General features: G+C 71.2%; 21 protein-coding genes and 3 pseudogenes. 15 read left to right on the forward strand and 9 right to left on the reverse strand.

Features of this window, described 5'->3' with window-relative positions; all coding sequences use genetic code 11:
- Positions 1 to 125 precede the first annotated feature (125 nt).
- Positions 126 to 1,133 carry a CobW family GTP-binding protein gene (locus tag MOTC310_RS31030; protein ID WP_331304558.1) on the reverse strand — a complete coding sequence of 336 codons (1,008 nt, stop codon included), beginning with the start codon at positions 1,131 to 1,133 and terminating at the stop codon, positions 126 to 128.
- A 293-nt stretch (positions 1,134 to 1,426) separates the two neighbouring features.
- On the opposite strand from MOTC310_RS31030, the gene MOTC310_RS31035 reads away from it, so the two are divergent.
- From MOTC310_RS31035 to MOTC310_RS31045, 3 genes are all read left to right on the forward strand, one after another.
- On the forward strand, positions 1,427 to 2,749 hold the full coding sequence (locus MOTC310_RS31035; RefSeq protein ID WP_331304559.1) for an efflux RND transporter periplasmic adaptor subunit: 1,323 nt from the start codon (positions 1,427 to 1,429) through the stop codon (positions 2,747 to 2,749).
- A 16-nt stretch (positions 2,750 to 2,765) separates the two neighbouring features.
- Positions 2,766 to 5,915 (forward strand): efflux RND transporter permease subunit, encoded by a 3,150-nt coding sequence (locus MOTC310_RS31040; RefSeq protein ID WP_331304560.1) that lies wholly within the window; start codon positions 2,766 to 2,768, stop codon positions 5,913 to 5,915.
- Positions 5,916 to 6,058: 143 nt separating this feature from the next.
- On the forward strand, positions 6,059 to 7,594 hold the full coding sequence (locus MOTC310_RS31045) for an efflux transporter outer membrane subunit (RefSeq protein ID WP_331304561.1): 1,536 nt from the start codon (positions 6,059 to 6,061) through the stop codon (positions 7,592 to 7,594).
- 10 nt (positions 7,595 to 7,604) lie between these two features.
- Here the strand turns inward: MOTC310_RS31045 and MOTC310_RS32940 are convergent, their stop codons facing one another.
- The 5 genes and pseudogenes from MOTC310_RS32940 to MOTC310_RS31065 form a co-directional block, all read right to left on the reverse strand.
- On the reverse strand, positions 7,605 to 7,943 hold the full coding sequence (locus tag MOTC310_RS32940; protein ID WP_419539200.1) for a flagellar hook-basal body complex protein: 339 nt from the start codon (positions 7,941 to 7,943) through the stop codon (positions 7,605 to 7,607).
- 21 nt (positions 7,944 to 7,964) lie between these two features.
- A pseudogene (locus MOTC310_RS32945) lies at positions 7,965 to 8,396 on the reverse strand (flagellar hook-basal body complex protein); the annotation flags it as partial.
- 127 nt (positions 8,397 to 8,523) lie between these two features.
- Positions 8,524 to 8,997 carry a secondary thiamine-phosphate synthase enzyme YjbQ gene (locus MOTC310_RS31055; protein WP_331304562.1) on the reverse strand — a complete coding sequence of 158 codons (474 nt, stop codon included), beginning with the start codon at positions 8,995 to 8,997 and terminating at the stop codon, positions 8,524 to 8,526.
- Entirely contained in the window at positions 8,994 to 10,712 is a 1,719-nt protein-coding gene (locus MOTC310_RS31060; protein ID WP_331304563.1) for a cisplatin damage response ATP-dependent DNA ligase, read from the reverse strand. The genes MOTC310_RS31055 and MOTC310_RS31060 overlap by 4 nt, the downstream gene beginning before the upstream one ends.
- Positions 10,709 to 11,788 carry a ligase-associated DNA damage response exonuclease gene (locus tag MOTC310_RS31065; protein ID WP_331304564.1) on the reverse strand — a complete coding sequence of 360 codons (1,080 nt, stop codon included), beginning with the start codon at positions 11,786 to 11,788 and terminating at the stop codon, positions 10,709 to 10,711. The genes MOTC310_RS31060 and MOTC310_RS31065 overlap by 4 nt, the downstream gene beginning before the upstream one ends.
- A gap of 68 nt (positions 11,789 to 11,856) precedes the next feature.
- On the opposite strand from MOTC310_RS31065, the pseudogene MOTC310_RS31070 reads away from it, so the two are divergent.
- Positions 11,857 to 12,778, forward strand: a pseudogene (locus MOTC310_RS31070) (class I SAM-dependent DNA methyltransferase).
- A gap of 69 nt (positions 12,779 to 12,847) precedes the next feature.
- A complete protein-coding gene (locus tag MOTC310_RS31075; RefSeq protein WP_012320629.1) occupies positions 12,848 to 13,642 on the forward strand; it encodes a YoaK family protein in 795 nt (264 codons plus the stop codon).
- 35 nt (positions 13,643 to 13,677) lie between these two features.
- Here the strand turns inward: MOTC310_RS31075 and arfB are convergent, their stop codons facing one another.
- Both arfB and MOTC310_RS31085 read right to left on the reverse strand, forming a co-directional pair.
- Complete coding sequence (gene arfB, locus MOTC310_RS31080; RefSeq protein ID WP_331304566.1) at positions 13,678 to 14,109, reverse strand: alternative ribosome rescue aminoacyl-tRNA hydrolase ArfB; 432 nt, start codon at positions 14,107 to 14,109, stop codon at positions 13,678 to 13,680.
- A gap of 180 nt (positions 14,110 to 14,289) precedes the next feature.
- Positions 14,290 to 14,586 carry a BolA family protein gene (locus MOTC310_RS31085; RefSeq protein ID WP_331304567.1) on the reverse strand — a complete coding sequence of 99 codons (297 nt, stop codon included), beginning with the start codon at positions 14,584 to 14,586 and terminating at the stop codon, positions 14,290 to 14,292.
- Between the two features lie 108 nt (positions 14,587 to 14,694).
- Between MOTC310_RS31085 and MOTC310_RS31090 the strand changes: the two genes are divergently transcribed.
- The 4 genes from MOTC310_RS31090 to cobT all read left to right on the forward strand — a co-directional run bounded on the left by MOTC310_RS31090 (position 14,695) and on the right by cobT (position 18,938).
- Positions 14,695 to 15,321 carry a J domain-containing protein gene (locus tag MOTC310_RS31090; protein WP_331304568.1) on the forward strand — a complete coding sequence of 209 codons (627 nt, stop codon included), beginning with the start codon at positions 14,695 to 14,697 and terminating at the stop codon, positions 15,319 to 15,321.
- Positions 15,322 to 15,529: 208 nt separating this feature from the next.
- Entirely contained in the window at positions 15,530 to 16,513 is a 984-nt protein-coding gene (gene cobS, locus MOTC310_RS31095; protein WP_331293898.1) for a cobaltochelatase subunit CobS, read from the forward strand.
- Positions 16,514 to 16,530: 17 nt separating this feature from the next.
- Positions 16,531 to 17,025, forward strand: a complete 495-nt coding sequence (locus MOTC310_RS31100) for a DUF29 domain-containing protein (protein ID WP_331304569.1) — start codon at positions 16,531 to 16,533, stop codon at positions 17,023 to 17,025.
- A gap of 5 nt (positions 17,026 to 17,030) precedes the next feature.
- Positions 17,031 to 18,938: a cobaltochelatase subunit CobT gene (cobT, locus tag MOTC310_RS31105; protein ID WP_331293901.1), complete on the forward strand. Its 1,908-nt coding sequence runs from the start codon at positions 17,031 to 17,033 to the stop codon at positions 18,936 to 18,938.
- 356 nt (positions 18,939 to 19,294) lie between these two features.
- Here the strand turns inward: cobT and rpmB are convergent, their stop codons facing one another.
- On the reverse strand, positions 19,295 to 19,597 hold the full coding sequence (gene rpmB, locus MOTC310_RS31110) for a 50S ribosomal protein L28 (RefSeq protein ID WP_331304570.1): 303 nt from the start codon (positions 19,595 to 19,597) through the stop codon (positions 19,295 to 19,297).
- A 378-nt stretch (positions 19,598 to 19,975) separates the two neighbouring features.
- Here rpmB and MOTC310_RS31115 point away from each other — a divergent pair, with 378 nt between their 5' ends.
- The 6 genes and pseudogenes from MOTC310_RS31115 to fdxA all read left to right on the forward strand — a co-directional run bounded on the left by MOTC310_RS31115 (position 19,976) and on the right by fdxA (position 25,571).
- A complete protein-coding gene (locus tag MOTC310_RS31115) occupies positions 19,976 to 20,893 on the forward strand; it encodes a DUF3108 domain-containing protein (protein ID WP_331304739.1) in 918 nt (305 codons plus the stop codon).
- A gap of 80 nt (positions 20,894 to 20,973) precedes the next feature.
- Positions 20,974 to 21,264: a DUF1330 domain-containing protein gene (locus MOTC310_RS31120; RefSeq protein WP_331293904.1), complete on the forward strand. Its 291-nt coding sequence runs from the start codon at positions 20,974 to 20,976 to the stop codon at positions 21,262 to 21,264.
- Between the two features lie 132 nt (positions 21,265 to 21,396).
- Entirely contained in the window at positions 21,397 to 21,714 is a 318-nt protein-coding gene (locus tag MOTC310_RS31125; protein WP_331304571.1) for a hypothetical protein, read from the forward strand.
- Positions 21,715 to 21,806: 92 nt separating this feature from the next.
- A pseudogene (locus MOTC310_RS31130) lies at positions 21,807 to 24,696 on the forward strand (helicase-related protein).
- Between the two features lie 10 nt (positions 24,697 to 24,706).
- Positions 24,707 to 25,015 (forward strand): RNA-binding S4 domain-containing protein, encoded by a 309-nt coding sequence (locus tag MOTC310_RS31135; RefSeq protein ID WP_331304572.1) that lies wholly within the window; start codon positions 24,707 to 24,709, stop codon positions 25,013 to 25,015.
- A 217-nt stretch (positions 25,016 to 25,232) separates the two neighbouring features.
- Positions 25,233 to 25,571: a ferredoxin FdxA gene (gene fdxA, locus MOTC310_RS31140; protein WP_012320642.1), complete on the forward strand. Its 339-nt coding sequence runs from the start codon at positions 25,233 to 25,235 to the stop codon at positions 25,569 to 25,571.
- Positions 25,572 to 26,020 lie beyond the last annotated feature (449 nt).

Genomic DNA, 26,020 nt, shown 5'->3' on the forward strand with positions numbered 1-26,020 from the left:
GCACCGGCCGTGATGCCAGTCAAACGTTGAGAATCGCCTTCGCGGCGGGGCGCGCCGCGGCCCGCCGTGCGGACCGTGGTGCGGACCGTGCCGCGGGCGGCGCTCCGGCGGGGCGGCCCGTCACGTCAGGCGCGGCAGGCCTCGAACCCCTCCTTGATCGCCGCCGGATCGAGGTTGCGCCCGATGAACACCACCCGCGAGACGCGCTTCTCGTCGCTGCCCCAGTCGCCCTGCACGTCGCCGTCGAGGATCATGTGCACGCCCTGGAAGACGAAGCGCTTCGGCTCGTTCGGGAAGGCCACGATCCCCTTGCACCGCAGGATGTCCGGCCCCTGCGACTGGGTCAGGTTCGAGATCCAGGGCATGAACTTGTCCGGGTCGACCTCGCCCTCGATCTTCGCCGAGATCGACCGGATGTCGGAATCGTGGTGGTGGTGGTGCCCCGCCTCCAGGAAGTCGGGCTCGACGTCGAGGATGCGGTCGAGGTCGAAGGCGTTGCGCTCCAGCACGGCGTCGAGGGGCACCGCGCAGTTCTGCGTGCGGTGGAGCTTGGCCAGCGGGTTGATCGTGCGGATCTCGGCCTCGACCCGGTCCAGGTCGGCCGGGGAGACGAGGTCGCTCTTGTTGAGCAGGATCACGTCCGCGAAGGCGATCTGGTTCTTCGCCTCCGGCGCGTCCTTCAGGCGGTCGGACAGCCACTTGGCGTCGGCCACCGTCACCACGGCGTCGAGCCGGGCCGCCTCGCCGACATCCTGGTCGACGAAGAAGGTCTGGGCCACGGGGGCCGGGTCGGCGAGGCCGGTGGTCTCGACGATGATCGCGTCGAACTTGCCCCGGCGCTTGACCAGCCCGTCCATGATCCGGATCAGGTCGCCGCGCACGGTGCAGCACACGCAGCCGTTGTTCATCTCGAACACTTCCTCGTCGGCGCCGACCACGAGGTCGTTGTCGATGCCGATCTCGCCGAACTCGTTGACGATCACGGCGTAGCGCTTGCCGTGGTTCTCGGTGAGGATCCGGTTGAGGAGCGTGGTCTTGCCCGCGCCGAGATAGCCGGTGAGCACGGTGACCGGGATCTTGCCGGCGGCGGAGCCGGATGCGGCCGGGGCGGAAGCGTTGCTCGTATCGGACATGACGGGTTCTTCGGTGACAGGTGCGGGATCGGGCGGGCCTGGACCCACGAGCGTTGTCATATTGTAACAAATCCCGTCAAAGGAAGACGGGGCCACACGGTTTCGCGACTGGGGCGCCGGGTCGATTGCCTGTCTGACAAGCTTTGCTCTAGGCACGCGGTACCGCCAGAATCTTCCCGCGGCGCGCCATAGAAAAGCACCAGCGATCGCATTGATGTAGGCGTCGTCCGGGCCCGAACCGTACTCTCGTCACGCAGCCCGGACTCTCGGTCCGGACCTAGAAGATCATCCTCATGGACGCCCGAAATCCGCTGGACCAGGACGAGGCCGTCGCCGTGCCCGCGCGCCGGCGCCGGTGGCCCGGCCTCCTGGTCATCGTCGCCCTGCTCGCGGCCGCCCTCGGCGCCGCCTTCGCGTTTCCCGACCGGACCCGCGAGACGGCCGCGCAGCTCGTCGCGGCCCTGACCGGGCTGTTCGCCTCCGGCAACCCCGACCCGGGCATCGACGCGGAGAAGGCCGGCCCGGTGGAGCGGGTGTTCCGGCCCTCCAAGGAGCAGCGCGCCGCCTTCGAGATCCTGCCGGTCGCCAACCTCGTGTTCCGGCCCGAAGGGTCGGCCGAGGGGCGGATCGCCCTCAACGACGACGACAACGTCCCGGTGGTCTCGCCCTATGCCGGCCGGGTGACGAAGGTCCTGGTCCGCGCCGGCGACGACGTGAAGGCCGGCGACGTGCTGCTGACGCTCGAGGCCACCGACATGGTCCAGGCGCAGAACGACTACCAGGCGGCGGTGAACAACCTCCAGAAGCAGCAGGCGCTCCTGAAGCTCGACCAGACCATCGCGCAGCGCCAGCAGGAGCTGTTCCAGGCCCACGCGACGGCGCTGAAGGACTACCAGTCGGCCCAGAACGACGTCATCGCCGCCCAGAGCGACCTGAAGACCGCCGAGGCCGCCCTCGACGCGGTGAAGAACCGCCTGCGCATGCTGGGCAAGACCGACGCCGAGATCGCCGCCTTCGAGAAGAAGGGCACGATGAGCGCCGAGACGCAGATCCGCGCGCCGATCGCCGGCACGATCGTCCAGCGCAAGGTCGGCATCGGGCAGTTTCTCTCGGCCTCCAGCGACCCCGTCTTCGTGATCGGCGACCTGTCGACGGTCTGGCTCGTGGCCAACGTCCGCGAGAGCGAGATCCCGAAGATCCGCATCGGCCAGGAGGTCGAGGCGAAGGTGGCGGGCTTCGGCGCGCGGGTGTTCAAGGCCCGGGTGAATTACATGGCCTCCAGCCTCGACCCGGCGACTCGGCGGCTCGCCGTGCGCAGCGAGGTCGACAACCCGGACCGGGTGCTGCGCCCGGAGATGTTCGCCACCTACACGATCATCACCGGCAAGGGCGAGCCGAGCCCGAGCGTGCCGGTGGCCGCCATCGTGTACGAGGGCGACCGCACCCACGTCTGGGTGGCCCGGCCTGACGGCGCCGTCGAGGCGCGCGACATCAAGCTCGGCCTGATCAACGGCGACAACGCCCAGGTCGTCCAGGGCCTGCGCGCGGGCGAGCAGGTCGTCACCCGGGGGGCCCTGTTCATCGACCGGGCGGCCACCGGCGACAAGGCGTCCTGAGCGGGGATCCGGTCCGATGAACGCCCTGATCGCCTTCTCGCTGCGCCAGCGCGTGCTGGTGGTGCTGCTGTTCGTCGTGATGCTCGGCGTCGGCTACGGCGCCTACACGCAGCTCAACATCGAGGCCTACCCGGATCCGGTCCCCCCGCTCGTCGACGTGATCACCCAGAATCCGGGCCAGTCGGCCGACGAGATCGAGCGCTACATCACCATCCCCCTGGAGGTGGCGCTCGCCGGCATCCCGAACGCCCAGGTGGTCCGGACGATCTCGCTGTTCGGCCTCTCGGACGTGAAGGTCCAGTTCAACTACGAGTACACGTACGAGCAGGCGCTGCAGCGGGTGCTCAACCGCCTGTCGCAGGCCCCGACGCTGCCCAACGGCGCCACGCCGCAGATCTCGCCGACGAGCCCGGTGGGCGAGATCATGCGCTACAAGCTCGTCGGCCCGGCGGGCTACTCGCCCATGGACATGAAGACCCTGCAGGACTGGGTGCTGCAGCGCCGGTTCAAGGCGATCCCCGGCGTCGTCGACGTCACCGCCTTCGGCGGCAAGGCCAAGGAGTACGAGGTCGCGGTCGACCTGAACCGCCTCCAGGCCCAGGGCCTGACCCTGGTGCAGCTGACCAACGCGCTGAACAACGCCTCGATCAACGTCGGCGGCCAGACGCTGAACGTCGGGCAGCAATCGGCGGTGGTGCGCGGCATCGGCCTGATCCGCGACATGGACGACATCCGCGACACGATGATCAGCCTCGTCAACGGCACCCCGGTGCTGGTGCGGGACGTGGCGGAGGTGCGCGTGTCGAACGCCCCGCGGCTCGGCATCGTCGGCCACGACAACCAGCCCGACATCGTCGAGGGCATCGTGCTCATGACCCGCGGCGGCAAGAGCCTGCCGACGCTGGAGCGGGTCGAGGCCGAGATCGACAAGATCAACAGCTCCACGATCCTGCCGCCCGACGTGAAGATCGAGCGGATCTACGACCGCTCGGGCCTGATCCACACCACCACCCACACGGTGATGCACAACCTCGTTTTCGGCGTGGTGCTGGTCTTCGTGGTGCAGTGGCTGTTCCTCGGCTCGCTCACCAGCGCGATCATCGTGGCGGCCACGATCCCGTTCGCGCTCGGCTTCGCGATCCTGATCCTGGTGGTGCGCGGCGACTCGGCCAACCTCCTGTCGCTCGGCGCGATCGATTTCGGCCTGATCGTCGACGCGACCGTGATCATGGTGGAGAACGTGTTCCGCCACATCGCCGAGCCCGACCACGTGAAGGGCGAGGCCCCGCCCGGCGGCCTGACGGGCCGGCTCGGCACCATCGCGGTCGCCGGCCGCGAGGTGAACCGGGCGATCTTCTTCTCGGCGACGATCATCATCGTCGGCTTCCTGCCGCTGTTCACGATGACCGGCGTCGAGGGCCACATCTTCGGCCCGATGGCCAAGACCTACGCGTACGCGCTGCTCGGCGGCCTGCTCGCGACCTTCACGGTCTCGCCCGCGCTCTCGGCCCTGATGCTCCCGAAGAAGCTCGAGGAGCGCGATACCCTGATCGTGCGGGTGCTGCGCGTCGGCCACGAGGCGGCTCTGCGCTTCGGCCTGCGCAACCGCGTCCTGGCGATCGCCGTGATGCTGGCGGTGCTGCTGGTCTCGGGTCTCACGGCCCGTAATCTCGGCCTCGAGTTCCTGCCGCGGCTCGAGGAGGGCAACCTCTACGTGCGCGGGACGATGCCGTCCTCGATCTCGCTGGAGGCCGGCAACGCCTACGTCCAGCGCATGCGCAAGATCTTCCAGGAGGTCCCGGAGGTCACCACCGTCCTGTCGCACCAGGGCCGCCCGAACGACGGCACCGACGCCACCGGCTTCTTCAACGTCGAGATCCTGGCGCCGCTCAAGCCGATCGACCAGTGGCGCAAGGGGCTCGACAAGGAGACGCTGATCCAGGACCTCAGCAAGAAGCTGGAGGCCGAATTCCCCGGCATCGAGTTCAACTTCTCGCAGTATATCGAGGACAACGTCCAGGAGGCCGCCTCGGGCGTGAAGGGCGAGAACTCGGTCAAGATCTACGGCAACGACCTCGCGCAGCTCACCAAGACCGCCAACGCCGTGAAGGCCGCGCTCGCCACCGTCCAGGGCGTCACCGACCTGTCGGTGTTCGAATCCCTCGGCCAGCCGACGGTGCGGATCGACGTCGACCGCCACAAGGCGGCGCGCTACGGCCTGTCGATCGGCGACGTGAACACCACGATCCAGGCGGCGATCGGCGGCCAGACGGCGGGCGACCTCTACGAGTACGGCTCCGACCGGCACTTCCCGATGCGGGTCCGCCTCGCCAAGGAGTACCGCTCCTCGCTCGCCGGCATCCGCAACATCGCGGTCGGCGCCCAGAACCCCAACGGCGGCGTGATCCAGGTGCCGCTCTCCGAGATCGCCGACGTCGATCTCGTCTCCGGCGCCTCGTTCATCTACCGCGAGGACCAGCAGCGCTACATCCCGGTGAAGTTCTCGGTCCGCGGCCGCGACCTCGGCAGCGCCGTGCTCGAGGCCCAGCGCAAGGTCGCCGACGCGGTCGACCTGCCGCCGGGCTACCGGCTGGAATGGGTCGGTCAGTTCACCAACCTGAAGGAGGCGGCCGCCCGGCTGAGCCTCGTGGTACCGATCACGCTGCTGCTGATCGCCCTGCTCCTCTACATCAACTTCTCGTCGGTGGCCGACATGCTGCTGACCCTCTCGGTCATCCCGATGGCGATGATCGGCGGCATCTTCGCCCTGGCGCTGACCGGCACGCCGTTCTCGATCTCGGCGGCGATCGGCTTCATCGCGCTGTTCGGGATCTCGACCATGGAGGGCGTGATCCTGCTCGCCTACTACAACCAGCTGCTCGACGAGGGCTGGAAGCGGCAGGAGGCGGTCTGGCACGCCGCCGTGGTGCGCATGCGCCCGGTGATGATGACCTGCGTGGCGGCCTGCGTCGGCCTGCTGCCGGCCGCGGTCTCCACCGGCATCGGCTCGCAGGTGCAGAAGCCGCTGGCGCTCGTGGTGGTGGGCGGCATCATCCTGGCACCGAACCTGATCCTCGTGATCGTCCCGGTGCTGATCTCCCTGTTCTCCCGACGCCGCCCGAACCCGGACGCCCAGGCGCGGCCCGCGCACCGGGCCGCCGCGTGAGCCGGCTCAGGATCGCGCGGGCCGGCGTGCCGCCCGTTGCAGGGGCGCCACAAGGACCGCGCCGCGCGCGCCATCTGGGGACGGTCGGATTGACTTGGCAGCGGGTCGCGCCGCTCTACCGAGGTGAGGTTTTCGGGGGCGGGATGGTGAGCTTTGCGCCGAGACGGTGCGGACGGGCGACCGCGTGGCTGGCGGCTTCCCTCGGCCTGTCGGCCTGCGCGGTCGGCCCGAACTACGTGCCGCCCGAGGCCCCGCCGGTCGGCCGCTACACCAAGGAACCGCTGCAGAACCCCTCCGCGGCCGACAAGATCCGGACCCGGCAGGGCGGCTCGGCCGACCAGAGCTTCGTGTCCGGCGCCGACATCCCCGGCCAGTGGTGGACGCTGTTTCACGCGAAGGCGCTGAACCGCCTCGTGGAGCAGGCGCTCGCCAACAACCCCACGCTGGAGGCGGCGCAGGCCTCGCTGCGGGTGGCGCAGCAGAACGTGCTGGCCCAGAAGGGCACCCTCTATCCGAGCCTGACCGCGACGCCGCAGATCCAGGGAGCCCTGGCGCCCGGCCTCGACCTGCAATCGCCGCTCAACAACCAGAACCAGTACCTCTACAGCCTGTCCACGCCGCAGGCGGTGGTCTCGTACAATCCGGACGTGTTCGGCGGGAATCGCCGCCAGATCGAGTCCCTGGAGGCCACCACCGAGAACCAGCGCTTCCAGCTGGAGGCGGCCTACCTGAGCCTCACCGCCAACGTCGTCGCCGCCGCGATCCAGGAGGCGTCCCTGCGCGCGCAGATCGACGCGACCCGCAAGGTGATCCAGGCGCAGACCGAGGTGCTGCAGCTCTACAACAAGCAGCTGTCGCTGGGTCAGATCGCCGGGGCCGACGTGGTTCAGCAGCAGGCGGCGCTGGCGCTGTCGCAGCAGCTGCTGCCGCCGCTGGAGAAGGCGCTCGCGCAGCAGCGCAACCTGCTCACCGCGCTGGCGGGGCGCCTGCCCTCCGACGAGGTCTCCGAGACCTTCGACCTCGCCGCCCTGCGCCTGCCGACCCGGCTCCCGGTGAGCCTGCCCTCGCGGCTCGTGCAGCAGCGGCCCGACGTGAAGGCGGCGGAGGCCCTGGTGCAGCAGGCGAGCGCCAATGTCGGCGTCGCGGTGGCGAACCGCCTGCCGCAGTTCAGCCTGACCGCCACGGGCGGCGCCAGCGCCACGCGGATCGCGCAGGTGACCAGCCCGGGCGCGGCGTTCTTCACGATCATCGGGCAGGCGACGGCGCCGATCTTCGATGCCGGCACCCTGTTCCGGCGCCAGCGCGCCGCCGAGGAAACGCTGACGGAGGCGCAGGCGCAGTACAAGGCGACGGTGATCACCGCCTTCCAGAACGTCGCGGACGCTTTGCGCGCGCTCCAGGCCGACGCGAAGGCGGTCGCGGCCGCCGACGCGGCGGTGAGCGCTACGAATCAGAGCCTCGCGCTGATCCGCAAGCAGTACACGGCCGGGGCGATCACCTCCTCGCAGGTGCTGATCGCGCAGCAGGGCTACCTCTCGGCGCTGGTGACCTCGGCGGCGGCGCGCGCCACCCAGTACGCCGACACCGCCGCCCTGTTCGTGGCCCTGGGCGGCGGCTGGTGGAACCGCGCCGACGTGGCGCCGCCCCCGCCCGAGAAGGACCCGCTGAAGATCCTGTGACGGGGGCGCCTCAGGTGTACATCGCGATGGCGTCCTGGAGCATCTGGTCGGTCGTGCTCATGACCTTGGTGTTGGCCGTGTAGGCCTGCTGGGTCTCGATCATCTTCGAGAACTGGTCCGAGATCCCGGCATTCGACTGCTCCACCGAGCCGGCCGTGATGGTCGCGCCGTTGAGGCCGTAGGTCGGCGTCCCCGACTGGCCGGTGGCCACGTAGGTGCCGCCGTCGAGCGAGGCGAGGTTGTCCTGCATGCCGAACTGCGCCAGCTGCAGCGTGCCGAGGGGCACGGTGCTGCCGTCCGCGGCGGTGCCCGTGAGGGTGCCGGCGGGCGAGACCGCGAGGCTCGCCAGGGTGCTCGCCCCGGTCGGAACCTGCACGGGGGTCGTCGCCGCGGGGCCGGCGAACAGGTAGTAACCCGCGCCGTTGGAGAGGTAGCCGCTGGCGTCCGGCGCGAAGTCGCCGCGCCGCGTGTAGCCGGTATCGCCGGCGAAGGCCGGGCTGTCCGGCGTCCCGGTGTTCTTCTTGACGACGAAGTAGCCGTTGCCCGAGATCGCGAGGTTGGTCGCCACGCCGGTCGACTGCATCGTGCCCTGGATGTTGAGGCTGTTGCGCGTGCTCGGAAGCACGCCCCCGGCCAGCTGCGTGCTGTCGCCGGTCTCGGCCAGCATGTCGGCGAACCGCGTCTCGGTGGACTTGAAGCCCACCGTCTGGGTGTTGGCGATGTTCCCCGAGATATTGTTCAGGGCCAGCGACTGCGCCGAGGCGCCGGAAATCGAGTTCGAGAGCGCGGTGAAAAGGCCCATCGGGGTCTCCGTTCGCCGGAGCGGCACGGTCCCCGATCCGACGGAGACCGATAAGGGCCCACTATGGTTAACCGACGGTGTGTGACCGCGTGTTGCCGGGCCGGCGCGCGCGACGCCGGCGAACGCGTCACGCCCCGAGGACGCTCAGCACGATCTCCCGCCGGTGCGGCCGGTCGCGGTGCTCGATCAGGTAGATCCCCTGCCACGTGCCGAGCGCCAGCGCCCCGCCGACAAGCGGGATCGTCAGGGCCGAATCGGTGACCAGGGTGCGGATATGGGCCGGCATGTCGTCCGGCCCCTCGGCGCCGTGGACGTAGCCGGCATTCCGGGGGGCGAACCCGTCCAGCGCGGTCATCAGGTCGGTCTGGACGTCGGGATCGGCATTCTCCTGGATGGTGAGCGAGGCCGAGGTGTGCCGGCAGAACACCGTGACGAGACCGTCCCGGACGCCGCTGGCGCGCACGAACTGCGCCACCGCGGCGGTGAAATCCGTGAAGCCCGGACCCGGGGTCGCGATGGTGAGGCGCCCGCTCGCGTGGCGCTCCACCGCGCCGGAGGCGAGCGCCTCGACCGGCCCAATCCTGCCGTGTCCCTGCCTCATGCGGTCTTCTCCATCAGGGCCGCGCCCGGCGCGATCTCGCGCTCGCCGCGGGCGAGGATCCGTTCCAGCACGTCGATCCGGTCGGCCTCCGCGGGCGGCTTGTCCCAGCGGATGCGGCTGACCCGGGGGAAGCGCATCGCCACCCCCGACTTGTGCCGGGTCGAGCGCTGCACGCCCTCGAAGGCGATCTCGAGCACGAGCCCGGCCTCGCGCCCGTGGGCGACCTCGCGCACCGGTCCGAAGCGCTTTGTGGTGTTGTTGCGGACGTAGCGGTCGAGCTTGGCGAGCTCGGCGTCGGTGAAGCCGTGATAGGCCTTGCCCACCGGCACCAGCTCGTCCCCGCCCTCGGGCGCCTCGCGCCAGACGCCGAACGTGTAGTCCGAGTAGAAGGACGAGCGCTTCCCGTGCCCGCGCTGGGCGTACATCATCACGGCGTCGACGATGTGCGGCTCGCGCTTCCACTTCCACCACGGTCCCTTGGGCCGGCCCGGCAGGTAGGGGCTGTTGAGGCGCTTGAGCATGACGCCCTCGATGGCGTCCGCATCCGCGCCGGCCCCCACCGAGGCCGGATCCGCCCGGGCGGCCGCCAGGGCCTCCCAATCCGCGAAGGGCACGAGCGGCGAGATGTCGATCCGCGCGTGGTCGAGGCGGGTGACCAGGGCCTCCAGCCTCTGCCGCCGGACCGCGAAGGGCTCCCCGCGCAGGTCGTCGCCCTCCAGGGTGAGCAGGTCGTAGGCCCGCACGTGGGCCGGGAACTCCTCCAGGAGCTTGCCCGTCACGGCCTTCCGGTTCAGGCGCTGCTGGAGCACGTTGAAGCTCTGCACGCGCCGCTCGCGCAGGATCAGCAGCTCGCCGTCGAGGGATCCCGTGAAGCTGATGGCCTCGGCCAGGTCCGGGAACGCGCCGGTGATGTCCTCGCCGGTGCGGGAATAGACCTTCCCGACCTGATGGCCGGCCCGGTCGAGACCGCCGACGAGCTGGACGCGGATGCCGTCCCACTTCCACTCGGCCGAGAAGGCCCCGGCCTCCAGCTTCTCGAGGTCGGCCTCCTCCTCGATCGGGTGCGACAGCATCGGCGGCCGGAACGGCGCCGGGTTCAGGGTCTCGGGCCGCTCGGCCCGGCCCTCGACCCAGGCGAACAAGGTCTCGAAGGGCGGTGTCAGCCCGTGCCAGACCTCCTCGACGGCGTCGGCGTCGTGGTCCCCCAGCGCGCCGACCGCGGTCTTGGCGAGCCGCGCCGACACGCCGACCCGCAGGTTGCCGGTGACGAGCTTCAGGAGCGCCCAGCGCCCGGTCTCGTCGAGGGCGTCGAGCCACTCCGCGAGGTGGCGGGGCAGCTCGCGCTTGGGGATGGTCGCCAGCGTCTCCACGACCTCGGCCAGGGTCGGGACGTGCGGCGGCGGGTTGTTGTGGCCGGGGCCCGGCTCGCGCGGCGCCTCCGCCGGTCCCGGCCAGATCAGCGCCGTCGTCTCCGCGAGGTCGCCGACGTAATTGTGCGACAGCCGGAACAGGACCGGGTCGATCCGCTCCTCCACCAGGCCGCGGATCAGGGCCGGCTTGGCCTCGCGGAAGCTCAGCGTGCCGGTCATGGCGCCCAGCGCGTAGCCGCGCTCGGGGTCGGGCGTGCGCGCGAAGTAGTCCTGGAGCATCCGCAGCTTGGCGTTGCGACGCGGCTCGTAGGCGAGGCGGTCGAGGAGATGTGCGAAGTCGTTCACGCCGCCGCCTCCGCATCGGAGCCCGCCCCGGAGCCGGCCTCTGAGCCCGCTTCTGAGCCCGTCTCGACCTCGCCGTCATCGCCGTAGCCGAGCAGGTGGAGCGGCTTCGCCCGGATGCCCTGCGTCCCGCACCAGTGAACCAGCGCGTCCTCCTGGCCATGGGTCACCCAGACCTCCCCGGCGCCGGTGTCGCGGATGGTGCGGCACAGGTCCGGCCAGTCGGAATGGTCGGAGATCACCAGCGGCAGCTCGACGCCCTTCTGGCGGGCGCGAGCGCGAACCCGCATCCAGCCGGAGGCGAAGCAGGTCACCGGGTCGGGGAATTTGCGGGACCACAGGTCCTGGATCGACGAGGGCGGGCAGAGCACGATCGCCCCGTGCAGGTCCTTGCGCTCGGCGGCCGCGACCTTCGGCGTGTCGCCCAGCGGTACGCCCTCCTCCTTGTACAGCGCCGTCAGCTTCTCCATGGCGCCGTGCAGGTGGATCGGGCGGTCCCAGCCCTCCTCGCGCAGGAGCGCCATCACCCGCTGCGCCTTGCCGAGCGCGTAGGCCCCCACGATGTGGGCGCGCTCCGGGAACAGCCTGACCGATTCGAGGAGCTTGCGGACCTCGCCGCGCGTGTCGGGGTGGGTGAAGACCGGCAGGCCGAAGGTCGCCTCGGTGATGAACACGTCGCAGGGCACCACCTCGAAGGGCAGGCAGGTCGGGTCCGCGGCGCGCTTGTAGTCGCCCGAGACCACGACGCGGGCCCCGTCCCGCTCGATGGCGATCTGCGCCGAGCCGAGGACGTGGCCGGCCGGGGCGAAGCGCACGGTGACGTCGCCGACGCGGAGCGCCGCGCCGAGCTGCGCCTCCTGCCGCTGGCGGCAGAAATCCGCGCCGTAGCGCACCGCCATGATGCGCAGGGTCTCGGGCGTGGCCAGCACCTGGCCGTGGCCCGCGCGGGCGTGGTCGGCGTGCCCGTGGGTGATCAGCGCGCGCTCGACCGGCCAGGTCGGGTCGACGTGGAAGCGCCCGAGGGGGCAGTAGAGACCCTCGCGGGTCAGGGTGAGGAGATCGCTGGCGCGTATCGGCATCGGGTCCGTGCTGCCGGTGGAGTCCGCCGGTGGCCCCGGTATATAGGCGCCCCCGCCCCGACAGACGCATGGCCTCGCAGCTCAGTTCCGGCGACCTCCTCGCCGACCGCCGCTACCGCTACGCCGAGGCCTGCCTCGCCGACGGCGACCACGCGGGCGCCGCCGACCTCGCCGAGCAGGTCCTGGAGCGCGCCCCGCGCTACGCGCCGGCCTGGCCTGGCCGCCGCCGGCACCGATCCGGCCCTCCGCGCCGCGGCGGCGCGCGCCTATGCCCGCGCCCTCGAGATCGACCCCGAGGACGGGCTGGGCGTGCGCGCCCATCTCGTCCGCCTGGGCGGCGGCGACCCGCTCCCGGTCCTGTCGCCGGCCTATGTCCGGGCCCTGTTCGACGACTACGCGCCGCGCTTCGAGCGCCATCTCGTGGAGGGCCTGGGCTATGTCGGCCCGCAACTCGTCCGCGACGCCCTGCCGGGCGTCCCGGAGCGCTTCGCGGTCGCCCTCGATCTCGGCTGCGGCACGGGGCTGATGGGCGAAGTCGTGCGCGACCGGGTCGACCATCTCACCGGCATCGACCTCTCCCGCGGGATGCTGGCGCTGGCGCGGGCCAAGACCTGGCGGGACCGGCCGCTCTACGACCGCCTGATCGAAGGCGACCTCACCGCTACCCTGGCCGACCTGCCGGAGGCCTCGGCCGATCTCTGCCTCGCCGCGGACGTCCTGATCTACGTCGCGGATCTCGCGTCGTTCCTGACGGGGATGGGGCGGGTCCTGCGGCCGGGCGGGCTCGGCGCCGTCACGGTGCAATCCCACGACGGGCCCGGCTCCGTCCTGGGCCATGACGGCCGCTACGCCCACGCGGAGGCCCATCTCGCGGCGACGGCCGCGGCGTCGGGACTGAAGATCCTGACGGCGGATCCCGCCGAAGTCCGCCGCGAGGGTGGACGGCCGGTGCCCGGGCGCGTCGTTGTGTTGCGGCGCACATCCGCATGAAACCGCCCCGCTATTCGTCCATTGTCAGTCGACCGCGGCTGGGCGCGGCGGCTCGATCGGGGGATCAGCATGGCGGAATATGGAAGTCGGACAGGCGGTGCAGCACCGGAACGGAAGCCCGAACCGCCGGCCGACAAGTCCTTTCCGGCCGATCCGCGAACCCGCATCCCCTTCGCGATCGCCCTGGCGGCGCTCGCGGGCTGCGCCGATTCCATCGGCTTCCTGGAATTCTCGCAGCTCTTCATGTCGTTCATGTCGGGCAACACCACCCGCTTCGGCGTGGCGGTGGCCAACGGCGACTGGGAGAACGTCAGCCGCGTCGCCAGCACGATCTGCATGTTCTGCTTCGGCGCCTTCCTGGGGACGCTGATCGCCGCCTGGGTCGGGCGCTGGCGCCTCGCCGTGCTGCTGACGCTCCAGGCCCTGCTGCTCGCCGGCGGCCTGCTGATGCCCTGGGGCACCTTCGCCTACCCGCTGCACGCCTATCCGATCGTCCTGGCGCTGGGCCTCCAGAACGCGACGCTGCAGGACGAAGGCGGCCGCTCGCTGGCGCTCACCTACGTCACCGGCGCCGTGGTGCGTTTCGGCACGGGCTGCGCCAACCTGCTGCTCGGCACGGTGGCGCCCTCCTTCTGGATCCAGGCGCCGCTCTGGGCCGGGCTCAGCACCGGCGCGGTCGTGGGCGGACTGCTCGACATGCGCTACGGCGAATCGGCCTTCCTGTTCCCGGCGGCTCTGGCCGCCATCCTGGCCCTGATCGCGATCGCCCTCACCGTCGCCAAGCCGGGCAGCACCCTGGTCGCCGGCTCGTCGCCGGCGCCCGATGCCAGCCCGAAGGCCGAGGTCATCGACGCGATCCACTGAGGCCCGGATGAGGCCCGGACCGAGCGAGAGTTGGGTCAGCCGTCGGAATCCCGCACGCTGCCCCGGCCCTGCTTGATCGCGGCGCGGCTCTTCTTCGCGCCGATGCGCCGCTCCTGCGAGCCCCGGGTGGGCTTCGTCGGCCGGCGGACCGGCGGCGGCGGCTTGGCCGCCTCCGCCACGAGATCGACCAGCCGCTGCAGCACGTCGGCCCGGTTGCGCTCCTGCGTCCGGTGCCGCTGCCCGGCGAGGACGAGCACGCCGTCCTTGGTCATCCGCCGCCCGGCGAGCCGCACGAGATTGGCCTTCACCCGCTCGTCGATGGCGGGTGACGCCAGCGCCGCCCAGCGGAGCTGGACCGCGGTCTCGACCTTGTTGACGTTCTGGCCGCCGGCGCCGGAGGCGCGCATGAAGGACAGGTCGATCTCGTCCTCGTCGATGGCGATGCGCGGCGTCACCCGCAGGGACATGGCGGCCTCCCCGGCAGGGTGTTGACGGCGCGCGGCGCCCCGGCATCCGGCGCGGCGCCGACGATCGGGCAGGTGCGGATCGGCGGCCCCATCACCATATCTTTCCCGTGCTTCCCGTCCCGCTCACCGCGCGCCGTCGGAGCGGCCCGGTGCGGCGCACCGTCGACCCGCGCGTCGGCCTCAGGCCGCCTCGGCCGGCGTCCTGGCATGGAGCGCCAGGGCGTGCAGGCCCCGCTTGAACGCGTCGTCGAGCAGCGCGTTCACCAAGCGGTGCCGCTCGACGCGGCTCTTGCCCTCGAACGCCGACGCGACGATGTCGAGCCGGTAGTGGGTCTCGCCCCCCGGCCGCGCCCCGGCGTGGCCGGCATGCAGATGCGACTCGTCGATCACGTCGAGCCGCGCCGGCGCGAGCTGCTCCCGCAGCCGCGCCTCCATCCAGTCCCGCAGGGTGCCGCCCGCGCCCGCACCGTCCGCCATCGTGCCCTCACGTCGTGTTCGTGGGCGCCGTCAAGCCCGATCCCGCGCATGCGTCATCAGGCCCGGCGCCCTTGTGTCTCAGGTCCGCCCCCTCATAATCGGCCCGTCATGGATCTCAACTCGCGCCTGTTCGACAGCATCCGGATCAAACCGTCCTGCGACGAGCCGAAGGCGGCGGCCGAGGCCGGCTGCGAGAGCCCGGGCTGCAGCCATCCGGGCCTGTACCGGGCGCCGAAGGGGCGGAAGGCGGAGGGTCAGTACTGGCGCTTCTGCATCGACCATGTCCGCGCCTACAACGCGACCTACAACTACTTCGACGGCATGAACGACGCCGCCGTGCAGGCCTACCAGAAGGACGCGATCATCGGGCATCGCCCGACCTGGGCGATGGGCGTGAACCGCACCGGCGAGGCCAAGCCCGCCGACGAGCCGGTCCGCGACTGGGCCTACGTCGACCCGCTCGGGATCCTGCGCGGCGAGGGCGTCGGCGACGCGCGCCGGCGCGCCCGCCAGCCCGAGGAGCCGCGCAAGCCCAGACACTCGGCCACGGTGCGCCGGGCCCTCGACGTGATGGGCCTCGAGGAGGGCGCGGATTCGGCCGCCATCAAGGCGCAGTACAAGGTGCTGGTGAAGCGCTTCCACCCCGACGCGAACGGCGGCGACCGGTCGTTCGAGGAGCGCCTGCGCGACATCATCCGCGCCCACGACGTGCTCCGCGCGGCCGGGCTCTGCTGAGCGGCACGAAGGATGCACGCCGGTTCGCACCCAGGATAGGGAAAACCGGGCGGGGCGGCCCTATATGGGATCCATGCCGGTCGGTGGCGCGCGCGCGCGCCGCCGTCTAAGGATGGCTCCGCCCCGCCGCGGAGGCCCGGCTCGACGTTCTTCCGCGCGGATGCTTCACTGTTTGGGAGTGGAGCGCCCGCGCCTCACGAGGTTCCGAATGCTCTCTGACGATACGCCCGCCCGGCTCCCCGACCGCACCGTCGCCGTCCGCGATGTCTTCGGCATCGACCTCGACCTCAAGGTCCCGGCCTTCGCCGAGCCCGAGGAGCACGTGCCGGACGTCGACCCGGACTACATCTTCGACCGGGAGACGACGCTCGCGATCCTGGCCGGCTTCGCCCGCAACCGCCGCGTGATGGTCACCGGCTATCACGGCACCGGCAAGTCGACCCATATCGAGCAGGTCGCCGCCCGGCTGAACTGGCCGTGCATCCGGATCAACCTCGACAGCCACGTCTCGCGCATCGACCTCGTCGGCAAGGACGCCATCGTCCTGCAGGACGGCAAGCAGGTCACGGCCTTCCAGGACGGCATCCTGCCCTGGGCGCTGCAGAACAACGTCGCGCTCGTGTTCGACGAGTACGATGCCGGCCGTCCGGACGTGATGTTCGTGATCCAGCGGGTGCTGGAATTGTCGGGGCGGCTGACGCTTCTCGACCAGAAGCGCGTGATCCGGCCCCACCCGGCCTTCCGGCTGTTCGCCACCGCCAACACGGTGGGCCTCGGCGACACGTCGGGCCTCTATCACGGCACCCAGCAGATCAATCAGGGCCAGATGGACCGCTGGTCGATCGTGACGACGCTGAACTACCTGCCGCACGACCGCGAGGTCGACATCGTGCTCTCGAAGGCGACCCATTACCGGGGCGACCAGGGCCGCGACATCGTCAACCGGATGGTGCGCGTGGCGGATCTCACCCGCAACGCGTTCATGAACGGCGACCTCTCCACCGTCATGAGCCCGCGCACGGTGATCACCTGGGCCGAGAACGCCGACATCTTCAAGGATATCGGCTTCGCCTTCCGGGTGACCTTCCTCAACAAGTGCGACGAGCTGGAGCGGACTCTGGTGGCCGAGTTCTACCAGCGCGCCTTCGGCAAGGAGCTGCCCGAGAGCGCGGTGAACGTCGCGCTGAGCTGACCCGCGTGGAGGAGCCCGTGGCGCATCCGACCCCGACGCGCGAGGACGCCCCGGCGACTGCGCACGCACGGGTACGGACGCGCTACGCGGACGATCTCTACACCTGGGTTCAGGAGCAGGTGGCGCTGCTCCGCGCCGGCCGGGTAGACGCGCTCGACCTCGAGAACATCGCCGAGGAGCTGAGCGACGTGGGTTCGGAGCAGTACGATAAGCTCGAGAGCGCGATCGAGGTGCTTCTGGCCCATGCCCTCAAATGGGATCATCAGCCCGAGCGGCGCAGCCGAAGCTGGTCGCTGACGATTGCGGAACAGCGCGTGCGGATCGACAGGCAGGTGCGCAAAAATCCAGGTCTCAAGTCGCGCATCGCCGAAGCCGTCAACGAAGGCTACCGGGTCGGTCGAATCCGAGCCGCCCGCGAGATGAAGCGCTCGCCCCAAACCCTGCCCGCGGACTGTCCCTACAGCTGGGACGAGATCCTGAACCGCCCCTTCGCGTTCGAGGACGACCGGTAGCGCTGATGTCCATCTCCAACCGCAAGCCCGGCGAGCGCCGCGAACCCGTGGCCGAGCCCCTCAAGCGCTCGGTGGCCGGGTGCCTGCGCGCCATCGCCCGGCGCTCCGAGGTCGAGGTCACCTACGCCACCGACCGGCCGGCGCTGACCGGCGACAAGGCCCGCCTCCCCGAGCCGCCGCGCAAGCTCTCGGCGCAGGACGTCGCGGTGCTGCGCGGCAACGCCGACGCCATGGCGCTACGCCTCGGCTGCCACGACGTGGCCGTCCACCGCCGCCTCGCCCCCGAGAACGCCGCCGCCCGGGCGGTCTACGACGCGGTCGAGCAGGCCCGGGTCGAGGCGATCGGCTCGCGCCGGATGGCGGGCGTCGCCAGCAACATCTCGGCGATGCTGGAGGACCGCTACCACCGCGGCGGCAAGTACGAGACCATCACCGACCGGGCCGACGCCCCGATGGAGGACGCCGTCGCCCTGATGGTGCGCGAGCGCCTGACCGGCCAGAAGCCGCCCGAGGCCGCCACCAAGATCGTCGAGCTGTGGCGCGAGCATATCGAGGCCAAGGCCGGCCCGAACCTCGACGGCCTGCTCGGCTCGATCGAGGACCAGCGCAAGTTCGCCCGCTCGGTGCGCGACCTCCTCACCTCCCTCGACATGTCGGACGAGACGCCGTTCGACGCCGAGGACGACGAGAACGACGACGAGAACGACGCCCAGGACGACGAGCAGAACCCCAGCGAGGGCGATTCGGAGGAGAAGAGCCAGGGCGAGCGCGCCGAGATCGAGACGTCCGAGGAGGCCTCCGACGAGATCGAGGACGGCGCCCAGGAATCCGCCGACGCCCCCTCGGGTGAGCTGCCCGAGGAGGCCGAGGACGCGGAATCCGAGGAGGCCTCGGAGGCGTCCCGCCCGCCGCAGCGGCAGGGCAACGAGGCGCGCGGCCCCGAGTACCGGGTGTTCAACCCGCGCTTCGACGAGGTCATCCACGCCGAGGAGCTGTGCGACGCCGACGAGCTGTCGCGCCTGCGCTCCTACCTCGACAAGCAGCTCTCGCACCTGCAGGGCGTGGTCGGCCGGCTCGCCAACCGGCTGCAGCGGCGCCTCCTCGCGCAGCAGAACCGCGCCTGGGACTTCGACCTGGAGGAGGGTCAGCTCGACCCGGCGCGGCTCGTGCGCGTGGTCATCGACCCGTACCAGCCCCTCTCCTTCAAGCAGGAGAAGGACACGAATTTCCGCGACACGGTCGTCACGCTGCTCCTCGACAATTCGGGCTCGATGCGCGGCCGGCCGATCACCGTGGCGGCGACCTGCGCCGACATCCTGGCGCGGACGCTGGAGCGCTGCGGCGTGAAGGTCGAGATCCTGGGCTTCACCACCCGGGCCTGGAAGGGCGGCCAGAGCCGCGAGGCGTGGCTCGCCGCCGGCAAGCCGCCGAATCCCGGCCGCCTGAACGACCTGCGCCACATCGTCTACAAGGCGGCCGACGCCCCCTGGCGGCGGGCGCGCAAGAACCTCGGGCTGATGATGCGCGAGGGGCTGCTCAAGGAGAACATCGACGGCGAGGCGCTCGACTGGGCGCACAAGCGCCTGCTCGGCCGGCCGGAGCAGCGCAAGATCCTGATGGTGATCTCCGACGGCGCGCCGGTGGACGACTCGACCCTGTCGGTGAATGCCGGCAACTACCTGGAGCGGCACCTGCGCTGGATGATCGAGGAGATCGAGACGCGCTCGCCCGTGGAGCTGCTCGCCATCGGCATCGGCCACGACGTGACCCGGTACTACCGCCGCGCCGTGACGATCATCGACGCCGAGGAGCTCGGCGGGGCGATGACCGAGAAGCTGGCCGAGCTGTTCGAGGAGAACGGAGAATCGGCTCCGACGGGCCGGATGCTGCGCGCGGCGGGCGGCCGGCGGTAATCAGGTCCCGCCTTGCCGCGCGCGATAGAGGATCCGTGTCGCGGGAGCCGGCAGCTCCGGGCCGAATCGCCACACGGTTCGTGTTCGCGACTCGGACGTCGAAGCCCCTCCGTCATCACGGGCGCGGCGAGGTGACCCAGGGCAGCGCGGGGCTTGTCGACGTGGCGCGGCCCGGATTGCTTCGCTCCGCTCGCAAAGACGGCGCGGGGGCATCAGCCGGAAATTGACGGCCGCCTGCGGCCGGGCTCTGGATTGCCCGGACCGGCCTGTCTGCCGCAGACAAGCGCAAAACCGCCGCGGCCTTCATGGCCACGGCGGTTGAAACCATCCGGTCAGGAACGGTGAAGCCCGACGATTCAGGCCGCGGCGGCCGGAGCCTCGGAGAGCTTCTTGTGGATCTCGCGCTTCAGGAGGCGGGCGGTCTGCGACAGGTCGCCCTCGCCGGCCTTGATCAGGAAGGCGTCGAGGCCGCCGCGGTGCTCCACCGAGCGCAGGGCGTGCGCGGTGACCCGCAGGCGGACGCGCTTGCCCAGCGCGTCGGACTGGAGGGTAACGTTGCACAGGTTCGGCAGGAACCGGCACTTGGTCTTGCGGTTCGAGTGGCTCACGAGGTGGCCGACCTGAACGGCCTTGCCGGTGAGTTCGCAGCGGCGCGCCATGATAAAAAACGATCCCGTCTCGTTCCGCCCGGTGAAGACCCGATCGCGGCCGGCGCGATCTTCGTCGCAGCGGGCGGCGCCCATTGCGTGTTCCAGGTCCGGCGGAGTCCTGTTGAAGGCGCGAGCCTATAGGCGACGAAGGCGCGGCGCGTCAAGGTGCCGGCGGACGGAGGCGGGGCTCCGGGCGCCCAACGATCTGTTAACCACGATGCCGGGATATAGCCTTCTTCCACCTGCAGGAAGGTGCCTCGCCCCGCTCCGTGCGTCGCAGAGGATGCCGGCGAGCGGGTGTGTTCGAGAGGGTGTGTTCGAGCGCGTGTCTCGGTCCGCCCGCCCTGGGATGCGATCCGGATCATGAGCGCCACGCCAGTCCGTCGGATGATCAAGCCGTTGACGAAGCACGCCGCCGGGCGCCTCGCGGGCAGCCTCCTCGCGGTCGCGGCCCTGGCGGCCCCGACCGATGCCGGGGCGCGCGCCTCGCGCGGCAAGCGGGCCGCACCCGCCGCCGCGACCGTGGCAGTCGATTACGGCATCAACCTCGCCGGCCTCCCGATCGGCACGGCGCGCCTCGCCGGCTCCTTCGACCGCGACCGCTACCTGATGGACGTGTCGGCCGTGCTCACCGGCCTCGTCGGCGCGATCACCGGCGGCAAGGGCTCCGCCCGGGCCTCGGGAAGCTTCTCGGCCGCGCCGCAGCCCGGCGCCTTCGCCATCGCGACCCAGACGGCGAGCTCCGGCATCGCGGTGCGCATGGCCCTGGCGCACGGCAACGTGGTCCAGGCCGAGATCACGCCGCCGCTCGTCGACATGCAGGACCGCGTGCCGGTCACCCCGGCCAACAAGCGCGGCATCATCGATCCGGTGAGCGCGCTGCTCATGCCGACCCAGGGACGGGGCGAGCCCCTCGATCCGGAGAATTGCAACCGGACGCTGCCGGTCTTCGACGGCGCGACCCGCTTCAACGTAGTGCTGAGCTACGCCGAGACCCGCCCGGTCCAGAAGCCCGGCTATGCCGGCCCGGTGCTGGTCTGCAACGCCCGCTACCAGGCCGTCGCGGGCCACCGCCCGGACCGGCCCGGGGTGAAGTTCATGGAAGAGAACCGGGAGATGTCGGTCTGGCTCGCCCCCGTCGAGGGGACGCGCGTCCTGATCCCGCTGCGCATCTCGGTGCTCACCACGATCGGCACCAACATCATCGAGGCGACGCGCTGGAGCCAGAGCGGCAATCCGGCCACGACCGGGACGGCCGGCGCCCCCCGCAACAGCGTCGCGCAGGCGAGCCTGCCCGGGCAGTAGCGGCGCGCGGAGGCGTTTGACCGGCGGCCGGTTTCCCGGCACCTCGGCGCGGCGCGGCAGCCGCGCAAGGAGGTCAGCGAGTGCCGAAGGGCTACATCATCGTCCGGATGACGGTCACCGACCCGGACACCTACAAGGATTACGCCGCCATGGCCTCCGAGGCCATGCGCAAGTACGGCTGCACGCCGCTGGTGCGCGGCGGCCGCTGCGAGGCGCTGGAGGGCGAGGGCCGTCCGCGCAACGTCGTGCTGGAATTCGAGTCCTACGAGGCGGCGCGCGCCTACTACTTCTCGCCGGAATATCAGGCCGCCGTGGCCAAGCGCCGTCCGGCGGGGATCGGCGAGGTGGTGCTGGTCGAGGGTGTGGACTGAGCGGCGCTTCAGTTCGACGCGTCGCTCGATGCGGCCCGCGCCGTGACCGCGGGCCGGGATCGTCGCGTCGGATCCGGCGACCCGCCGCCGGGCGGTGGAGGGAATCTTCACGTTCCCGGCGATAATGCGCGGATGCGCCCGTCCGTACTCCGAATCGTCCTCGCCCTGGCCGCGCTCGCCGGCCCGGCCGCCGCGCAATCCCTGAGCGCGGGGACCGCCGATCCGGGCTGCGGCGGCGACGCCTTCTCGTCGGCCGAGGTCGTCGAGAACAGGCCGCCCCGCCGCGGCCCCCTCGTCGCGACCCCCGACACGCTCTGCGCCGACCTCGCGCCGCAGCCGGGCACGCCGACGACGCAGATCGACATCTACCCGATGATCACGCCGCAGGTTGGACCTGGGGGCGGCGGCATCCCATATGAGGGAGGATCGGTCCGGCCCTACCGTCCCTGACGCGACCGGCCGGTCGAACCCGCCTCCCCGCCCGCGCCCCAACGGCGCCGCGACGGCCTTCCCGCTCGAAGGAACCGCCGACCATCGACGCGCTGCTCCGCCCCACGCCCAGCCGCTCGCTGTCCCGCGAGGCCCGCGCCCGCGGTGTCACCGCGGTCCTCGGGCCGACCAACACCGGCAAGACCCACCTCGCCATCGAGCGGATGCTCGCCCACCCGACCGGCATGATCGGGCTGCCCCTGCGGCTGCTCGCCCGGGAAGTCTACCTGCGCGTCGTCGCCAAGGTGGGCCCCGAGAAGGTCGCGCTCGTCACCGGCGAGGAGAAGATCAAGCCGGACCGGCCGCGCTACTGGATCTGCACCATCGAGGCGATGCCCCGCGACATCGACGTCGCCTTCGTCGCCATCGACGAGATCCAGCTCGCCGCCGACATGGACCGCGGCCACGTCTTCACCGACCGCCTGCTCTACGTGCGCGGCCGGGAGGAGACCCTGCTGATCGGCTCCTCGACCGTGCTGCCGCTGGTCCAGAGCCTGATCCCGAACGTCCACACCACGACCCGGCCGCGGCTGTCGCAGCTCACCTTCGCGGGGGAGAAGCGGCTGTCGCGCCTGCCCCGGCGGACCGCAATCGTGGCGTTCTCGGCCGAGGAGGTCTACGCCATCGCCGAGCTGATCCGCCGCCAGCGCGGCGGCGCCGCGGTCGTGCTGGGCGCCCTGTCGCCGCGGACCCGCAACGCCCAGGTCGAGATGTACCAGGCGGGGGACGTCGACTACCTCGTCGCCACCGACGCGGTCGGCATGGGCCTCAACCTCGACGTCGATCACGTCGCGTTCGCGGCCAACTGGAAGTACGACGGCACCCGCTTCCGCAAGCTCACCCCCGCCGAGATGGGCCAGATCGCCGGCCGCGCCGGGCGACACCTCTCGGACGGGACCTTCGGCTCCACCGGCCGCTGCCCGCCCTTCGAGGCCGAGCTGGTGGAGCGGCTGGAGAGCCACGACTTCGATCCCCTGCGCATCCTGCAATGGCGCAATCCGGATCTGAGCTTCGGCAGCCTGGAGGGGCTGCAGGCGAGCCTCGACGAGCACCCGCGCGAATCGGGCCTGACCCGCGCCCCCATGGGCGAGGACCAGCAGGCCCTCGAGATCCTCATGAAGGAGGACGACATCCGCGACCTCGCCCGGAACCCGGCCGGCGTGCGCCGGCTCTGGGACGTCTGCGGCGTGCCGGATTACCGCAAGGTCCACCCGCAGGTGCACGCCGACCTGGTGGCGCAGCTCTACCGATTCCTCATGAAGGGCATGGCCGGGCGCATCCCCGACACGTGGTTCGCCGAGCAGGTCGCGATGATCGACCGGACCGACGGCGACATCGACACGCTGTCCCGCCGGATCGCTCAGGGACGCACCTGGACGTTCGTTGCAAACCGTCCCGACTGGCTGCGCGACCCAGAACATTGGCAGGGCGAGACGCGTCGGGTAGAGGACAGGCTGTCCGACGCCCTGCACGAACGCCTCGCGAGCCGCTTCGTCGACCGGCGCACAAGCGTCCTGATGCGGCGCCTGAGAGAGAACACGATGCTCGAAGCCCAGATCACCGCCGACGGTGACGTCACCGTCGAGGGTCAGCATGTCGGCCACCTTCACGGATTCCTGTTCGTTCCCGATGCCAGCGCCGAGGGGCACGAGGCCAAGACCCTGAGGAGCGCCGCCGAGAAAGCGCTCGCGGGCGAGATCGAGGCGCGGGCCGATCGATTCGCCGCGACCGCCGATTCGACCCTCGTGCTGTCGCATGACGGCACGATTCGCTGGACCGGCGCACCCGTCGCCAAGCTCACCCCCGGCGAGAAGCTCTTCGCCCCGCAGATCCGCCTGCTGGCCGACGACAGCCTGACCGGCGCGCACCGCGAGAAGGTCGAGGCGCGCCTCGACGCGTGGCTGAAGGCCTATATCGTGCGCCTGCTCGGGCCGCTCATGGAGATCGAGACCGCGGCCGACCTGACCGGTCTCGCCAAGGGGATCGGCTACCAGGTGGTCGAGGCGCTCGGCGTGCTGGAGCGCTCGAAGGTGGCGCACGAGATGCGCAGCCTCGATCAGGACGGCCGCGGGGCCCTGCGCCGCCACGGCGTCCGGTTCGGCGCCTACCACATCTTCCTGCCGGCCCTGCTGAAGCCGGCGCCCCGCACGCTCGCGGCCCAGCTCTGGGCCCTGCGCAACGGCGGCCTCGACCAGCGCGGCCTCGACGAGATCGCGCATCTCGCCGGCTCCGGCCGCACCTCGATCAAGGTCGACCGCGAGATCGCCAAGGGCCTCTACCGCGCCGCCGGCTTCCGGGTCAGCGGCGAGCGGGCCGTGCGCGTCGACATCCTGGAGCGGCTCGCCGACCTGATCCGCCCGGCCATCGCCTACCGCCCCGGCACCACGCCCGGCGCCCCGCCGGACGGCACCGCCGACGGCGACGGCTTCGTGGCCACCGTCGGCATGACCTCGCTGGTCGGCTGCTCGGGCGAGGATTTCGCCTCGATCCTGAAGTCGCTCGGCTACAATTCCGAGGCGCGCCCCGGCCCGGCCATCACCGTGCCGCTCGTCCCGGCCGCCGCCACCGCGCCGGCCGCCGCCGCCGCCGAGGCGTCGTCCGACGAGGCCGTCGCCGCGCAGGCGGACGCCGCCGAGCCGGTCGGCGACGAGGCCCCGGCCGCCGAGGGCGGCGAGGCCGCCGGTGAGCACGCACCAGCGGCCGACGAAGCCCCGNGAGGGCGGCCCGCGCCCCGGCCGGGATCGCGGCCCGCGCCGCGAGCGCTTCGAGGGCGGCCGGCCGGAGCGCCGCGACGACCAGCGCAACGCCGAGCAGCGCCAGTCCGGCCCGCGGCCCGACCAGCGGCCGCCGCGGCGCGAGCGGGCACCCGATCCGGATTCGCCCTTCGCCAAGCTCGCGGCCCTGAAGGCGCAGCTCGAAGCCGGCGACGGCGGGAAGCGCTGACCCGCGGCGGATGCGGGAGGATCGGCAGCGCCTCGACAAGTGGCTGTGGTTCGCGCGGTTCGCGCGGACCCGCTCGCTCGCGGCGCGGCTGGCCTCCGACGGCTTCGTGCGGGTGAACGGCAGCCGGGCCGAGAACCCCGCGAAGGCGATCGGCATCGGCGACGTGGTGACGGTGGCGGCGCCGCACGCCACCCTGGCGGTGCGGGTGCTCGGTCTCGGCCTGCGCCGCGGCCCCGCCCCGGAGGCGCGGCTGCTCTACGACGACCTGTCCGGCGGAACCCTGCCGGTCGAGACCCGGCCGGACGGGCCTTCCGAGTGATGAGGCCGCGCCACAGCGGCCGCGCGAGCGACCCGACGCAGCCCCATGCGGCGCCCGCACGCTTGTCAGCCCGGGAGGCAGCGTCTAGAGCCGTGGGCCTCCGAGGCCCGGCTCCGTGCCGGATCTCACCGGCGTTCCCCTCGCAGCACCCTCCGGGCGCGCGGGCCGTCCCCAGGCTCCGCCCGGGCCAAGTCGAGTTTTAGGACGAAGACATCCGATGACCTACGTCGTCACCGACAATTGCATCAAGTGCAAGTACACGGACTGCGTCGAGGTCTGTCCGGTGGATTGCTTCTACGAAGGCGAGAACATGCTCGTCATCCACCCGGACGAGTGCATCGATTGCGGCGTCTGCGAGCCGGAATGCCCCGCCGAGGCGATCAAGCCGGACACCGAGTCGAATCTCGACACGTGGCTGAAGCTGAACGCCGACTACGCCAAGTCCTGGCCGAACATCACGCAGAAGAAGGAAGCGCCGGCCGACGCCAAGGAGTGGGACGGCAAGACCGGGAAACTGGAGGCGCATTTCTCGCCCAACCCCGGCTCCGGCGACTGAACCCGGGCCGTCTCCGCAGGTTCGGACAGCGGCCCGCGGCCTGCTTCCCAGAGTGCGGGAAGATCTGCCGAGCCCGTCCCGCCGCTGAACCCCGCGGCCGGGCTGCGTCATACGAAGCCCTGATACGCGGCCAGGTCATTCCTGCTCCGCCGCACCAGTGTAAAACTCTTTGGCGCCGCGCTTGGTCCGCGCGTGCGTCTTCAGGGATGCTTTGATCTGCGCGCCGGATTGTGGTACACAATCCGCCTGCCGTCGCTCGCGCCTGACGTGCTCCCTCCAGCTGAAACACCTTCGAATTTCGTGGGTTAGGAGTAGTACGCGCCCGACCGCTGAAGGCGACTTCGGCGGACGGGCCAGGCGTTTGCACGGTCGCGCCGGGGAACGCCCGGATTCGCGCGCATCGCGCCGGGTCCGGGAGCGGCGAGGCAGACCGGGTGTCCCGCCCGGAA

This window comes from Methylobacterium oryzae, from assembly GCF_036441375.1.
In the GTDB taxonomy this organism is placed as follows: domain Bacteria; phylum Pseudomonadota; class Alphaproteobacteria; order Rhizobiales; family Beijerinckiaceae; genus Methylobacterium; species Methylobacterium oryzae_A.